The 14,772-nt window shown below is 65.6% G+C and carries 9 protein-coding genes; 6 read left to right on the top strand and 3 right to left on the bottom strand.

Annotation, left to right across the window (positions count from 1 at the left end):
- Window positions 1–23 precede the first annotated feature (23 nt).
- Window positions 24–2,186, top strand: coding sequence for a catalase (locus SSA01S_RS00975; protein ID WP_061778783.1), 2,163 nt, complete (start codon window positions 24–26; stop codon window positions 2,184–2,186).
- Between the two features lie 73 nt (window positions 2,187–2,259).
- Here the strand turns inward: SSA01S_RS00975 and SSA01S_RS00980 are convergent, their stop codons facing one another.
- Genes SSA01S_RS00980 through SSA01S_RS00990 form a run of 3 tightly spaced genes read right to left on the bottom strand, consistent with a single transcriptional unit; the run spans window position 2,260 to window position 6,685 of the window.
- A complete protein-coding gene (locus SSA01S_RS00980) occupies window positions 2,260–3,141 on the bottom strand; it encodes a polysaccharide deacetylase family protein (protein ID WP_061778784.1) in 882 nt (293 codons plus the stop codon).
- A gap of 42 nt (window positions 3,142–3,183) precedes the next feature.
- Window positions 3,184–4,392: an MFS transporter gene (locus tag SSA01S_RS00985; protein WP_061778785.1), complete on the bottom strand. Its 1,209-nt coding sequence runs from the start codon at window positions 4,390–4,392 to the stop codon at window positions 3,184–3,186.
- Between the two features lie 40 nt (window positions 4,393–4,432).
- A complete protein-coding gene (locus tag SSA01S_RS00990) occupies window positions 4,433–6,685 on the bottom strand; it encodes a beta-glucosidase (protein ID WP_061778910.1) in 2,253 nt (750 codons plus the stop codon).
- A 198-nt stretch (window positions 6,686–6,883) separates the two neighbouring features.
- On the opposite strand from SSA01S_RS00990, the gene SSA01S_RS00995 reads away from it, so the two are divergent.
- The 5 genes from SSA01S_RS00995 (at window position 6,884) to SSA01S_RS01015 (ending at window position 14,769) form a co-directional block, all read left to right on the top strand.
- Window positions 6,884–9,928: a TonB-dependent receptor gene (locus tag SSA01S_RS00995; RefSeq protein WP_061778786.1), complete on the top strand. Its 3,045-nt coding sequence runs from the start codon at window positions 6,884–6,886 to the stop codon at window positions 9,926–9,928.
- A gap of 102 nt (window positions 9,929–10,030) precedes the next feature.
- Window positions 10,031–11,548: a tryptophan halogenase family protein gene (locus SSA01S_RS01000; RefSeq protein WP_061778787.1), complete on the top strand. Its 1,518-nt coding sequence runs from the start codon at window positions 10,031–10,033 to the stop codon at window positions 11,546–11,548.
- The gene (locus SSA01S_RS01005; protein ID WP_061778788.1) at window positions 11,548–12,267 is read left to right on the top strand and encodes a SapC family protein; all 720 of its coding nucleotides are present in this window, start codon (window positions 11,548–11,550) and stop codon (window positions 12,265–12,267) included. The genes SSA01S_RS01000 and SSA01S_RS01005 overlap by 1 nt, the downstream gene beginning before the upstream one ends.
- Window positions 12,260–13,291: a cupin-like domain-containing protein gene (locus tag SSA01S_RS01010; protein ID WP_061778911.1), complete on the top strand. Its 1,032-nt coding sequence runs from the start codon at window positions 12,260–12,262 to the stop codon at window positions 13,289–13,291. The genes SSA01S_RS01005 and SSA01S_RS01010 overlap by 8 nt, the downstream gene beginning before the upstream one ends.
- Entirely contained in the window at window positions 13,288–14,769 is a 1,482-nt protein-coding gene (locus SSA01S_RS01015) for a tryptophan halogenase family protein (protein WP_061778789.1), read from the top strand. Before SSA01S_RS01010 ends, SSA01S_RS01015 begins: the two co-directional genes overlap by 4 nt.
- The last annotated feature ends 3 nt before the right edge of the window (window positions 14,770–14,772 follow it).

Below are 14,772 nucleotides of genomic sequence, written 5' to 3' on the forward strand. Positions count from 1 at the left end.
TATCAACAGCGAAAGATACATCCATGGGCACGCGAAGCAGCAAGAGCGACAGCGGCAAGACCAAGGCCGCCCCGTCGGCCAAGACGGACCAGGCCCAGTCCTATGCCGAGGCCCAGGGGCACGGCGGCGAAACCCATCAGAGCACCGACGACCTCGCCCGCACGATGACGACCCAGCAGGGTGTGCCGATCGCCGACGATCAGAATAGCCTGCGCGCCGGGGAGCGTGGTCCGACGCTTCTCGAGGATTTCATCCTGCGCGAGAAGATCTTCCATTTCGACCATGAGCGCATTCCCGAACGCGTTGTCCATGCGCGCGGCTATGGCGCGCACGGCGTGTTCGAACTGACCGAGAGCCTGGCCGACTATACCCGCGCCGACGTGCTGAGCACCGTGGGGCAACAGACCGAGGTTTTCGTCCGCTTCTCGACGGTGGCGGGCAACAAGGGGTCGATGGACCTGGCGCGCGACGTGCGCGGCTTTGCCGTCAAATTCTATACGAAGCAGGGCAATTGGGACATTGTCGGCAACAATATCCCGGTCTTCTTCATCCAGGACCCGATCAAATTCCCCGATCTGGTCCATGCCGTGAAGCAGGAACCCGACCGCGCCTTTCCCCAGGCACAGTCGGCGCATGACAATTACTGGGACTTCGCCTCGCTGAGCCCCGAGGCATGGCATATGGTGATGTGGCAGATGTCGGATCGGACGATCCCGCGCTCCTTCCGCACCATGGAGGGCTTTGGCGTCCATAGCTTCCGGCTGGTCGATGCCGAGGGCAAGTCGACCTTCGTCAAATTCCATTGGAAGCCGCACCAGGGCCTCCAGTCGGTGCTGTGGAACGAGGCGGTCAAGATCAACGGGGCCGATCCCGATTTCCATCGCCGCGACCTGTGGCAGGCGATCGAAAATGGCGACTTCCCGCAATGGGATCTGGGCGTCCAGCTATTCGACCAGGAAACGGCCGACCGGTTGCCCTTCGACCATCTCGATTCGACCAAGCTGATCCCGGAAGAAGAGGTGCCGGTTCGTATCGTCGGCACCATGACGCTAAACCGCAATGTCGACAATTTCTTCGCCGCGACCGAACAGGTGGCCTTCTGCACGCAGAATGTCGTGCCGGGCATCGACTTTTCCGACGATCCGCTGCTCCATGGGCGCAACTTCTCTTATCTGGATACCCAGCTGAAGCGGCTGGGCGGGCCCAATTTCACCCATATCCCGGTCAACGCACCGCGCTGCCCGGTGATGAATTTCCAGCAGGACGGCCATATGGCGATGCACAACCCCAAGGGGCGCGCCAATTACGAGCCCAATAGCTGGGGCCCGGACGGTGGCCCGCGCGAAAATCCGACCATCGGCTATCGCAGCTTTCCCGCCGAGGTTCAGGGCACCAAGCAGCGCATCCGAGCCGAAACCTTCGCCGATCATTACAGCCAGGCACGGCAGTTCTTCATCAGCCAGATGCCCATCGAACAAAAGCATATCGGCGATGCGTTGGTGTTCGAGCTGTCGAAGGTGGAGCGGGTCGATATCCGCGCCCGCGCCGTCTCTCACCTGCGCCTGATCGACGAGGGGCTGGCGGCGACGGTGGCCGATGGCCTGGGTCTCGACCTGCCCGAACCGGCGCAGGCGGCCAAGCCGACACTCGAACTGCCGCCCTCCCCCAAGCTCAGCATCCTCGGCAATGCGCCCGAGGACTTCAAGGGGCGCAAGATGGGCATCCTGCTGACCGACGGCAGCAGCGCCGAGTTGTTCGCCGCCCTGACCAAGGCGCTCGACGCGGAAGGGGCGCTCTACGAAGTGGTCGCGCCCAAGATCGGCGGCGTGACGCTGGACGACGGGACCAAGGTCCCCGCCCAGCAGAAGATCGATGGCGGCCCCTCGGTGCTCTACGATGCAGTGGCGGTCCTGCCGTCCAAGGCGGGCGTCGCCATGCTCGCCAAGGACGCCACGGCCAAGGATTTCGTCGCCGACGCCTTCGCCCCTTGCAAGTTCATCGGCCATACCGAAGCAGCCGCCACGCTGTTCCAGGCCGCCGGTGTCACGGAGCCGGACGACGGCTTCATCGCGCTTGCCAAGGCAAAGGACGCCAAGGGCTTTATCGTCCAGTGCCGCTCCTTGCGCTTCTGGGCCCGCGAGTTGCGGGTCGATCTGGATGCGGCCGCGCTTAAGGCCCCCGCATAATCGGCCGTGCGACGGGAAGGTCCGACAGGCCTTCCCGTTTGCCTTGGGGTCATGTCGTGTTTGGCCGCAACGCCTACACGGCCAGCCCCTTCGCATCGACATGCTCGGCAATGGCTCCGGCGGTCGTCCACCAGATACGGGGATCGTCCGCCTCGCGAAGCTCCTCCAGCACGCGCGCCAAGGGGGGCACGCGGTGCGCCTGACCCATGATGTAGGGGTGAAGCGCAATGCCCAAGACCGAGGGACGCCGATCCGCCTCGGACAGCAGCTGAGTGACCGCATCGCGGATCATCGTGGCGAAGCTCTCCGCTTCCTGCCGACGCTGGATCACCGAGGGAATGTCGTTGATCTCCTGCGAATAGGGGATCGACAGCAGATCGCCATGCCGGGTCCTCAACCGCGTCGGCTGGTCGTCATGCGCCCAGTCAAGCACATATCGATAACCCGCCGCCTTCAGCAGATCAGGCGTCGCCTCGCTCTCCGAAATCCAGGGCCCCAGCCATCCCGCAGGTCGAACGCCCAACGACGCCAAGCGCTCGGTTACGTCGGCGATCAGGCGACGCTCCTTGCCCTCGTCCAGTTCACCCTGCGCCTTCGCATTGGTGCCACCATGCGCCGCGATCTCGTCGCCGCGATCGCGGCAGGCGTCCGCGAGGCCGGGACAGCGATCGAGTATCTCCGCGTTCACGAGCGCGGTCGTCTTCAGCTCCAGCCGGTCGAACAGGTCGAAGAGCCGCCACGCGCCCACGCGATTGCCGTAGTCGCGCCAGGCGTAGTTCATGACGTCGGGCTGGGTCTGCGACGGCGCGAGTTCGGCGCCCAGGCCCCCGCCAAAGTCAAAGATCTCGTGATTGACGCCCAGATAGATGGCGACCCGCCGCCCCTCCGGCCAGTCATAGACCGGACGATCGACGATGGGGCGATAGGGGTAACGGCCATGCTCGGAAGAATTCATCGCGCCTCAACGCGGGCGGCCGGGAATGGATGCCCCTGACGCCTAGCGCCAGGCCCGCACGCCCAGGATGGTCACGCCGCCCGCCAGCGTCATCAGGGCGAGTACGGACAGGACAGGGCCGAAATCATGCGGCGTCGCAAACCGCCAAGCCAACCCGGCCCCGATCAGACCGGGCAGCGTATTGGTGAGGTTGAATAGTCCCAGGTCGCGGCCGCGATGGCGCGGATCGGGCAGCAGCTGAAAGCTCAGGCCCGAATGAAGCGCGACGAAGACCGACGACCCTGCGGTGTAGAGAATGAACGCCGCCGCCGCCACCACGGCCCCCTTGGCGAGCGCCATCGCGAACAATCCCGACGCCGCGACCAGCGCTGCCAGCAGCAGCACATATTGCCGCCGCGCGGTCCGATCCGCCATCCGCCCCAGCAACAGCGCGATGGGCAGGGGCACGATAAAAGCCAGGGTGAAGACCTGCCCGACCCATCGCGGTAGGTCGGCGCGCGCCGATGGAGGTACGATCGTCTCGAAATAATAGAGCAGATAGCCATGGGTCACCACCGCCGCGACCTGGACCAGCAGGCGCGAGAGCCCGGCCGTCCAGAAATCGCGCCGGGGCGGGCGGGCGGCGGGCGCGACGATGGCGGCCTCCTCCCCTGCCATGCGGGGCCGGACCAGCAACAGCGGCAACGTGCATAGCAGGACGACCGCGACCACCATGACCAACCGCCCCCGCTCCCCCAGCCACTGCTCGCCCACCAGCCAGGCGGAGAGCGCCGCCGCCACCGGATTGCCCAACGCAAGCAGCGCGCCCGCCATGCCGCGCCGGGCATCGCGGATCTCCTCGGCCATGACCGCCATCATCGGCGCGAGCAGCGCGTTGACCGCGACCTGGAAACCCAGCACCGACAGGGCCAGCGCCATCGGGGTCGCCGCCCAGCCGATCGCCGCATAGCTGGCGGCGATTCCGGCCAGCCCCAGCGCCATCCAGACCCGCCTGCCCCCGCCTGCCCGCCGCGACCGATCGCTCAACCAGCCGAACAGGATATTGGCGCCGCTTGCCGCCACCGCCCCGGCGACCGCAATCAGGGACAGAAGCGCGATCCGCTCGTCCGGGCTCACCACCTCGACCCGCATCGGCACGAGCAAGGTCAAGAGCGGCCAATAGGCGATCACCCCGCCGATATTGGCGAGCGCAAACAGCCACAGGGGCAGAGGCGTGCGCGACCGCAGGGGATCGGGATGGGAGACAGACATGACCCACCCTGCCCCCGATCATGCGTTTCGGCAACGCCCGTTACGGCTTCATCGTCTGCGCCTCGACCGTCGTGGTGCTCACCATCGCGCGGTCGGCGGCGTCATGCGCCACCGCAACTCGGTAGGCACCGCCCGCGATCCGCCAGCCCGGCAGGCCGGTATCGTAATCGGCCAAGATGCGCGGCTCGGCGGTCAGAGTGATGCGACGAGTCTCGCCGGGCTTCAGTGCGACGCGCTTGAACGCGGCCAACCGCATCGGCTCTCCGCCGCCGTCGCGGGCGACATAGACCTGCGCCACGTCGGAGCCTTCGCGCTGGCCTGTGTTGACGACATCCACCGTCACCCGGATCGTCCGCCCGCCGGTGACCACCGGGTTGCGATAGGCGAAGCTGGTATAGCTGAGCCCGTGGCCGAACGGGAACAGCGGCTTCAGCCCCTTTTTCTCGTACCAGCGATAGCCGACATCGGCACCCTCGACATAATCGACCGGGAAGCTTTGCAGCGTTACGCCCTGCGCGGCAGCCGGATTGGCGGCAGCAGCGGCTTCGACCTCGCTCAGCCGGTCAAGGCCCACGGGGCGCGGACGCGGCGGTTGCGATGCGTCGGCCGGGAAGGTGATGGGCAGGCGACCCGAAGGGTTGACCTGGCCGGTCAGAATGGCGGCCAGCGCCTCCCCCCCGCGCTGCCCGGGATACCAGGCCTGAACGATGGCGGGCACCTTGGCGATCCACGGCATCAGCACGGGGCCGCCGGTTTCCATGACCGCGACCGTCTTCGACTGCACGCCCGCAATCGCGGCGATCAGCGCGTCCTGCTGGTTGGGCAGGCGCAGATCGTGCACGTCATCGGCCTCGGTCGTCCACTGCGTGGCGAAGACGATTGCCATGTCCGCCGTCTTGGCCGCAGCCAGCGTGGCATTCAGGTTGCGCCCGTCCTGCCATTCGATCTCCACCCCCGGCAGCGCCTTGCGCAGTGCGTTGAGCGGCGAGGAGGCGTGATAGGTGATGCGCGCGAATGAGGCCGACCCGCCATAGGCCAGCGGGATCTCGACCGGCGCACCGCCGACCGAGCGGACCTGCGACGAGCCCCCACCCGACAGCACGCCGACATCGGCATTGCCACCGATCACCACGATGCGCTTAGCGGTGCGTGCGATGGGCAGCAGGTTGCCGTCATTCTTCAGAAGCACGATTCCGGCCTCCGCCGCGCGCTGCGCCACATCGGCATGGGCGGCGTAATCGGGGGTCGCCGCCTGGGTCGGGACAGGCGTGTCATAGGCACCCGTCTCGATCAGACCGGTCAGATAACGCGCGACCATGTCGTTCAACCGCGCCTCGGACACTTCGCCCTTGGCCACCGCCTCGGCGAGCGGGGCACCGAAATAGACCTCCTTGTCCAACTCCTGGCCCGACTCCTGGTCCAGCCCGGCATTGGCGGCCTTGGCCGTGGAGTGCACCGCGCCCCAGTCGCTCATCACCCAACCGGCATAACCCCAGTCGCGCTTCAAAACGTCGGTCAGCAGATGGCGGTTCTCGCACGCCCAGTCGCCGTTGATCTTGTTATAGGCGCACATGACCGAGCCCGGCCGCCCCTTCTCGATCGCAATCTGAAAGGCGAGCAGGTCGCTCATCCGCAATGCCGCCTCGCCGATCCGGGCGTCGAGCACGTTGCGCCCGGTCTCCTGCGCGTTGAGGACATAGTGTTTGATCGTCGAGACGATGCGGTTCGACTGCACGCCCTGGATATGCGCACCGCCCAGCGTGCCCGCGAGCAGCGGGTCCTCGCCCAGATATTCGAAGTTCCGCCCGTTCCACGGATCGCGGGTCAGGTTAACGCCGCCCGCCAGCAGCACGTTGAAGCGCTTGTCCCGCGCCTCCGCTCCGATCATCGCGCCGCCTGCCTGCGCGATAGCAGGATCGAAGCTGGCCGCCGTGGCGAGCCCCGAAGGCAGTGCGGTGGCGACGTCGCCGACCCGCTGCTCGACCTGGTTCGCCACGCCAAGCGAGGCGTCGCTCTCGCGAACCAGCGGCACGCCCAGCCTGGGAATGCCGTCGATGTGACCGGCCGAGGGGATCAGCTCGTTGGTCGTCTTGCCCGCCGCCATCGGCGGGAACAGGCCATGGACCAGCGCGATCTTTTCCTCTCGCGTCATCTTCGCGACGATCCGATCGGCCCGCGCGCGGGCCGCCGCGGACGTTGTCTTCTTCTGCGCCTTGGTGGTCGGCGCCTGTCCCTGAACGGGTGCGCTGGCCCCCGCCGTGACCAGCGCGATCATCGCCAGGCCGCCAGCCATCTGTCCCTTCGTCACCGTCATCCTCCCGAAATCGAATGCTTTGGTCACCTTGTGTTGCATAACTGCCATCGTGTCCAGAGAACGTTCACAATCGCGACTTTTCGACGGATGGTCTCTCTTGACACCGTTTGGTCTTTGAAGGAGTGAACGTTCTCAAGAGCGCGGGTTACCGCGCCCGTTCACGAAGGGGAGGATTTCATGCGAAGCGTTCGTGCTCGCCTGCTTTCGAATTTTGCCATCGGTGTTTCCGCAGTCGCGCTGACTCTGCCTGCCGCCGCGCTGGCGCAGGATGCCGCCGCCACCATGGGCAATACCGGCCCGGCCCAGACCGATCCGCAAGCGCCGACCACCGGCCCCGCCGATCCCGCCCAGGGCGAAGGCGATATCGTCGTCACCGGTATTCGCGCCAGCTTGCGTCAGTCGATCGACATCAAGCGCAACGCACAGGGCGTGGTCGACGCGATCAGCGCCGAGGAAATGGGCAAGTTCCCCGACACGAACCTGGCGGAGTCGCTCCAGCGCATCACCGGTGTGTCGATCGACCGGTCGAACGGCGAAGGCCAGTTCGTGACGGTGCGCGGCTTCGGCCCCGAATACAACCTCGTCACCCTGAACGGCCGCCAGATGCCGACCGCCGCGATCGGCGACGGAATGAGCGCGCCCGGCTCCCGTTCGTTCGACTTCGCCAACCTCGCCTCCGAAGGCGTTGCCGCGCTCGAAGTCTACAAGTCCGGGCGCGCCACCGTGCCCTCGGGCGGCATCGGCTCGACCATCAACATCCGCACGCCGCGCCCGCTGGATAAACCCGGCCTGCGCGGATCGCTCTCGGCGCGCGGCGTCGTCGACACCTCGCAGAATGGCGGCAAGAACGTCACGCCCGAAGTGTCCGGCATCTTCTCCGACACCTTCGCCGACGACCGGATCGGCGTCCTCGTCACCGGTGCCTATCAGCGCCGCAATTTCAGCCAGAATCAGGCCAATGTCGGTTGGCGTGACGGCTATCTGGGCTCGGAGAACAATTGGGGTTCGCTGGCGCAACAGGGTGATCCCCGCTACGCCAACATCACCAACCGGCCTGGCGCGAACGACGTCTATCAGGTGCCGCAGAACGCCAGCTACAACATCGTCAATGGCCGCCGTGAGCGCATCAACGGCCAAGCCGTCCTGCAATTCCGGCCGTCGGACAATCTGACGGCGACGGTCGACTATACCTATTCGCAGAACACCGTCGACATTCGCGACAACAATGTCGGCATCTGGTACAACCACAACGACACGTCGAGCGCGTGGACCAACGGTCCGGTCGCCGGGCCGGTCTTCTACACCGAGCGCTTCACCGCCGCCGAGGGCAAGGACCTGGCCTATTCCGCGTCCGAAACCTCGGTGCGCAGCATCAACCGGTCGCTGGGCGGCAACCTGACCTGGAAGGGTCCGGGTGGCGTCACCATGTCGCTCGACGCGCACCACTCGACCGCCGAGTCCCGTCCGGACAATCCGTACGGCAACAGCAACTCGGTCGGCACCGCCATCTTCGGCGTGCAGAGCCAGACGATCAACTTCGACAACAAGCTGCCCGTGATCTCGTTCGCGATGCAGCCGGGCATCGATCCGCTGAACGCCGCCAACATCGTTCCCACGGGCAACGCGTTCCGCAATTCCTATTTCCGGGACGAGATCAACCAGGTGCAGCTGCGTGGGCATTACGACCATGAGCAGGGCTTCCTGGACAGCCTGGACTGGGGTTTCGACTATACCGACAACAAGGTTCGCTCGGCGTATAGCGTGCTGCAGAACGACACCTGGGGCGGCACCGGCGGCGACAGCGCGGCACAGCGCGCAGCGGCTGCGGCCCTGATCCCCGACAACCTGTTCCAGCAGATCAGCATCCCCGACAAGTTCTCGGGTATTGGCGGCGCAAATAATTCGGCGATCGTGAAGTCCTTCTTCGGCTTCAACTTGCCCAACATGGTCTCGCTGCTCGACAAGGCGTATGGTATCTGCGGCGGCAACGGCCAGTGCCTGATCCCCTACACCACGGATTCGCGCATTCGTGAAAAGACCGTCTCGCCCTATTTCCAGTTCAACGGCAAGATGGACCTGTTCGCACGGCCCGCGCACCTCATCGCGGGGCTTCGCTTCGAGAATACGGACGTCTCGGCCTCGGCGCTGGTACCGACCCCGGTCGGCGCACGACAGAATTCGCAGAACGAATTCAACATCCTGTTCTCGGGTAGCGGCTTCACGACCTTCAAGGGCAGCTACCAGAACTGGCTGCCGTCGGTGGACTTCGACTTCCAGCCGCTGGAAAACGTCAAGCTGCGCGCGTCGTACAGCCACACCATCACCCGCGCCGACTATGGCAGCCTGCAGGGCGGTCGCAATCTGTCTCAGCTGTTCCGCATCGGCGGCGGCACCGGCAGTGTCGGCAACCCGAACCTGATCCCGTACAAGTCTAAGAATATCGATCTGTCGGCGGAGTGGTATTACAAGTCCGACAGCTACCTTTCGGTCGGCTTCTTCCACAAGGACGTGTCGAACTTCATCGGCCAGACCCAGGTCAACTCGACCGTTCCGGGCGTGACCTCTCCAGTGACCACCTTCAACGGCGTGACGCAATATGGGCCCCGCTATCAGGCGGCGATCAATGCGCTGGGGGCCAACGCGACCTTCGCGCAGGTCCGCGACTATATCGCCGCCAACTTCCCCGGCGGCGTGGTCAACGGCACGATCGTGGCGCAGCCCAACGATCCGGCGGTCAACTTCGTTATCACGACGCCGTTCAACAGCAGCCAGACAGCCAGCGTCGACGGCTTCGAGTTCGCGATCCAGCACAATTTCTGGGATACCGGCTTCGGCACGATCCTGAACTACACGATCGTCAACGGAAACCGGAAATACGATAACCGCTTGCCCGCCACCGTGTCGCAGTTCGCGATCACCGGCCTGTCGGACAGCGCCAACGCGGTCCTGTTCTACGACAAGTTCGGCATCCAGGCGCGTGCGGCCTATAACTGGCGCAAGGGGTATCTGGCGGGGGCGGGCATCAACCCGGTCTATGTCAACACCTATGGCCAGCTGGATGCCAGCGCGAGCTATGCGGTGACGAAGAGTGTCGCCATCTTCGCCGAGGGCATCAACATTCTGGGCGAGAACCGCAGCGGTCACCTCCGCTCGGATCGCAACGTCAACTTCGTCACGAAGCAGGATGCGCGCTACTCGGCGGGTGTGCGCTTCACCTTCTGACGATCATGGGAAAAGCCGGTTTTCCCGGTCCGGGAACACTGGCTTTTCCTCCATATCGACGGCAAGGATGATGTCGGAAGACGGTCGGGGATAGGGAAAGCGGTGGACAAGCCTGTCACCCGAATCGTGATCGTGGGCGGCGGTACGGCCGGTTGGCTGGCCGCCTGCCGCATCGCTGCCGCAACCATGGGTTCGGTCACGGTGACCTTGATCGAATCTCCCGACGTGCCCACCATCGGCGTGGGTGAAGGCACTTGGCCGACGATCCGCCGGACGCTGGAGCGGATCGGCATTGGCGAAGCTGAGTTGCTGCTGGCCTGTGACGGGTCGTTCAAGCAGGGGACCTGCTTCGACGGCTGGACGACAGGCGCGGACGACGATCGCTATTACCACCCCTTCGTTCCCCCGATCGATGTCGATCCTGTTGACCTGTCCGGCGATCGGCCTTTTGCCTTCACCGCCTGCGCCCAGCCGCAGGTCTGCGTCGAAGATTTGGCCCCGCGCCAGCGCACCATGCCCGATTATGGGGGCGCGCTGAACTATGCCTATCATCTCGACGCCGCCAAGCTTGCGACGCTGCTGACCCGCCACGCGACCACCCGGCTGAATGTGCGGCATGTCCGCGATCACGTCGTCTCGGTCGATCGGGTCGAGAGCGGCGACATCGAGGCGGTGACGACCCGCCAATCGGGGGCGATTGCAGGCGACCTCTTCCTCGACTGTACCGGGCGCCGCGGCCTGCTGATCGATGAGACGCTGGGAGCGGAGCTGATCGATGCTTCCTCCGTCCTTTTCAATGACCGGGCGCTGGCTATGCAGTTGCCGGTCACCCCGGACAGCCCCATCGCATCGCAGACGGTGGCGACCGCGCACCTCGCTGGCTGGATCTGGGACATCGGCCTGCCGACGCGGCGCGGCATCGGCTGCGTCTATGCGTCCACCTTTATGAGCGACGACGAGGCGGAGGGCGTTCTGACCGACTATTGTCGACGGATCGCGCCAGATACACCCGCCCCGCGCCGCCTGAGCTTCCGCTCGGCCTATCGGGCCCAGCCCTGGACGGCCAATTGCCTGGCCATCGGCCAGTCGGCCGGGTTCATGGAGCCGCTGGAGGCATCGGCCATCGTCATGATCGAGCTGTCGCTCGACGCGCTGCTGGACGATTTCCCGGTGGACCGGGCGGTGATGCCGATCCAGGCCCAGCGCTTCAACGCGCTGGGCCGCTATCGCTGGGAGCGGATCGTCGACTTTCTGAAGCTGCATTACGTACTCAGCCAACGCGACGAGCCCTATTGGCGCGCGCACCGCGATCCCGCCTCCATCCCCGACAGGCTGGTCGAGGCGCTGGTGCTGTGGCGGCATCGTGCGCCCTCCGCGCTCGACCTGCCGATGCAGGAGGAGCTGTTTCCGGCGGCCAGCTATCGCTACATCCTGTGGGGTATGGGTTTTCCCGCGCCCCTCCCCTCGCCCGTCCGTCGCGCGGCCCGTCCCGACCTGCCGAACCAGCTTCGTCAGATCGATCAGCGTGCCCGTGCGCTGACAGCGAGCTTGCCGACCAATCGCGCCTATCTCGATGCGCTGCGCGCCGAGCAGGCACCTCTTGCTGAAAGAACCGCCTGATGGCCCGCCACGAAGCCCTAAGCGCCGATGATCATCGCGACTTGCGCATCCTGGAGCGACGCGACGCCGCGCTAGGCGATGCGCGCATGGCCTGCATCACCGTTCCGGCCGAATTTCGCGCGGTGCAGGCGGAATATCCCATCCTGTTCCGTCTCAACGACACCCGCGATCAATTCAGCGCGCTCGCCTTGTTCGGATTTGAGAATGGCGAGAACCTCTATGTGGCGGAAGGCCGCTGGGACGCGCGCTATCGCCCGCTGGCGATCGATATCCAGCCGTTCCTGATCGGCGGCAGCTCCGACGATGATGGCCCCAAGCAGGTGCATGTCGACCTCGACTCCCCCCGCATCGCGACCGGAGAAGAAGGCGTGCGCGTGTTCGACAAGCACGGCCGCCCCACCCCCTATCTGGAGCGGGTCATCGAACAGGTCGGCGCGCTCGACCACGGCTTTCGTGAAGCGGGCGATTTCTTCGCCGCGCTCCAGCGCTACGAACTGCTGGAGCCCTTCACGCTGGACGTGACGCTGGATGACGGATCGGCCAACCGGCTGATCGGCTATCATATCATCGCCGAGGAGCGGCTGGCCGCGCTCAGCGGTACGGCGCTCGCCGAGCTTCAGGCAGCGGGCTATCTGGAGCCCATCTATATGGCAATGGCCTCGCTCAGCCAGTTCAGCGGACTGATCGCACGGCGCAATCGGCGGGGTGCGCGTGGCTGAGGCCGACCCTGGACTATTGAGCACCCTGCCGCGGGTGCCCGAGGTGACGGTTGTCGATGCGGCCGAACTCGACCGCGTACTGCGCGAGGCCGACCGCCCCTTCGTCGTACGCGGGCTGGCCGCCGACTGGCCGCTGGTTCAGGCGGGCCGACGCTCGGCGGAGGCGGCGCGGGCCTATCTGCTCGACCATCGTCGCGACCGGCCCTTCACCGTCTCAGTCGGCGTGCCAGGCAGCGGCGGGCGACTGTTCTACGACGACGCGATGGCGATGAACTTCCGGACGATGGAGGCGGGGCTTCCCGAAATCTTCACCCGCATTACCGAATTTGCTGGCAAGCCGGACGCGCCGTCCATCTATCTCGCCTCGATCGATATGCAGCGCTATTTCGACGGGCTGCACGAGGCGAACCAGATCGATCTGGGCGAGCGCGAGTTGCTGGCCAGCATCTGGATCGGCACGCGCACGCGGATTGCGGCACATAATGACGTCCCGCATAATCTGGCGGTCTGCGCGGTCGGGCAGCGGCGCTTCACGCTCTTCCCACGCGATCAGTTCCGCAACCTCTATCTCGGCCCGGTCGACAACACGCCTGCGGGACGCGCGGTCAGCATGGTCGATTTCCACGCCCCCGATCTCGACCGCCACCCCCGCTTCGCCGAGGCGCTGGCAACCGCGCAAGTGGCCGAGCTGGAGGCTGGCGATGCGGTCTTCATCCCCGCCCTTTGGTGGCACCATGTCGAGGGAACCGCGGATTTCAACGTGCTGGTCAATTACTGGTGGCGCGACGCGCCCCGCTGGCTGGGCCAGCCGCAAGAGGCTTTGAACCACGCGATGATGACGATCCGCGACCTGCCCGCCGACCAGAAGGCGCATTGGCGGGAGATGTTCGACCATTATGTCTTCGCCAATGACGAGAGCGTCGTGGCCCATATTCCCGAGGGCGGTCGCGGTATCCTTGATCCGATGACACCCGATCTCGCGGGCCGTATCCGCGCCTTCCTGCTGCGGGCACTTAGCCGATGAGCGCGCCCCGCCGGATCGTCATCGCTGGCGGCGGCACCGCCGGTTGGATGGCCGCCGCCGCCCTTGCCCGCACACTGGGTCGCGCGGTCAGCGTCACGCTGGTGGAATCGGACGCGATCGGCACGATCGGCGTCGGCGAGTCGACCATTCCGCCGATCATCACCTTCAACCGGCTGCTCGGTATCAACGAGGCCGAGTTCATGGCCGCGACCCAGGCGACCTTCAAGCTGGGCATCCAGTTCGACGGGTGGAAGGGACCGGACGACCGCTATTTCCACTCCTTCGGGCTGACCGGCAAGGATCACTGGGCGGCGGGGTTCCAGCATTTCTGGCTGGACGGCGTCCGCCGGGGTCATGACGAGCCCTATGACGAATATTGCCTGGAGCTGGTCGCCGCGCGTGAGGGCAAGTTCGCGCATCTGCCCGACGAGCGAATGAACTATGCCTATCAGCTGGACTCGACGCTCTACGGCCGGTTTTTGCGACGCATGGCCGAGGGGGACGGCGCTACGCGGATCGAGGGGCGGATTGCCGAGGTCGACCTGAACCCCGACACCGGCGATATCGCCGCTTTGGTGCTGGACGACGGACGACGGGTCGAGGGTGACCTGTTCCTCGACTGCACCGGCTTTCGCGCGCTCCTGATCGAACGCGCGCTGCATGTCGGGTTCGACGATTGGAGCCATTACCTGCCCTGCGACGCCGCCGTCGCGGTACAGACCGAAAGCGTGCGGCCGCCCGTCCCCTATACCCGCGCCATCGCGCATGAGGCCGGGTGGCAATGGCGTATCCCGCTGCAACATCGGCCAGGCAACGGCATCGTCTATTGCAGCCGCTATATGGATCACGACGCGGCGCGAACGAAGCTGCTGGACACCGTCGAGGGCAAGGTCCTGACCGAGCCTAACATGCTGCGCTTCCAGACGGGCGCCCGCCGCAAGCAGTGGCATCGCAACTGCATCGCGGTCGGCCTGTCCGGTGGCTTCCTGGAGCCGCTGGAGTCGACGAGCATCCACCTGATCCAGCGTGCGATCCTGCGGCTGATCCGCCTGCTTCCCGGCGGTCCGATCAGCGCGCATGACGTGGCCGAATTCAATGACCAGCAGATGACCGACATGCTGCAGATCCGCGACTTCCTGATCCTGCACTATAAGGTCCATGAACGGCGCGACAGCGCCTTCTGGCGGCAATGCGCGGACATGGACGTGCCCGACAGCCTGGCGCACAAGATCGCCCTTTTCCGCGAGACGGGCCGCGTCTTCCGCCGCAACGACGAACTGTTCGCCGAGAATAGCTGGGTGCAGGTCATGATGGGCCAGGGCATTACCCCAGAGAGCCATCACCCGATCACCGCGCGCCTCAGCGACGAGGAGTTGGAGCGGCTGCTGTCCACGCTGCGCCAGAATGTCGCGACGACGGTGCGCAGCCTGCCGCCGCACGCCGATTATGTCGCGCACCACTGCGGCACGGTGGCCTGACCC

Origin of the sequence: Sphingomonas sanguinis NBRC 13937 (assembly GCF_001591005.1) — a bacterium.
In the GTDB taxonomy this organism is placed as follows: domain Bacteria; phylum Pseudomonadota; class Alphaproteobacteria; order Sphingomonadales; family Sphingomonadaceae; genus Sphingomonas; species Sphingomonas sanguinis.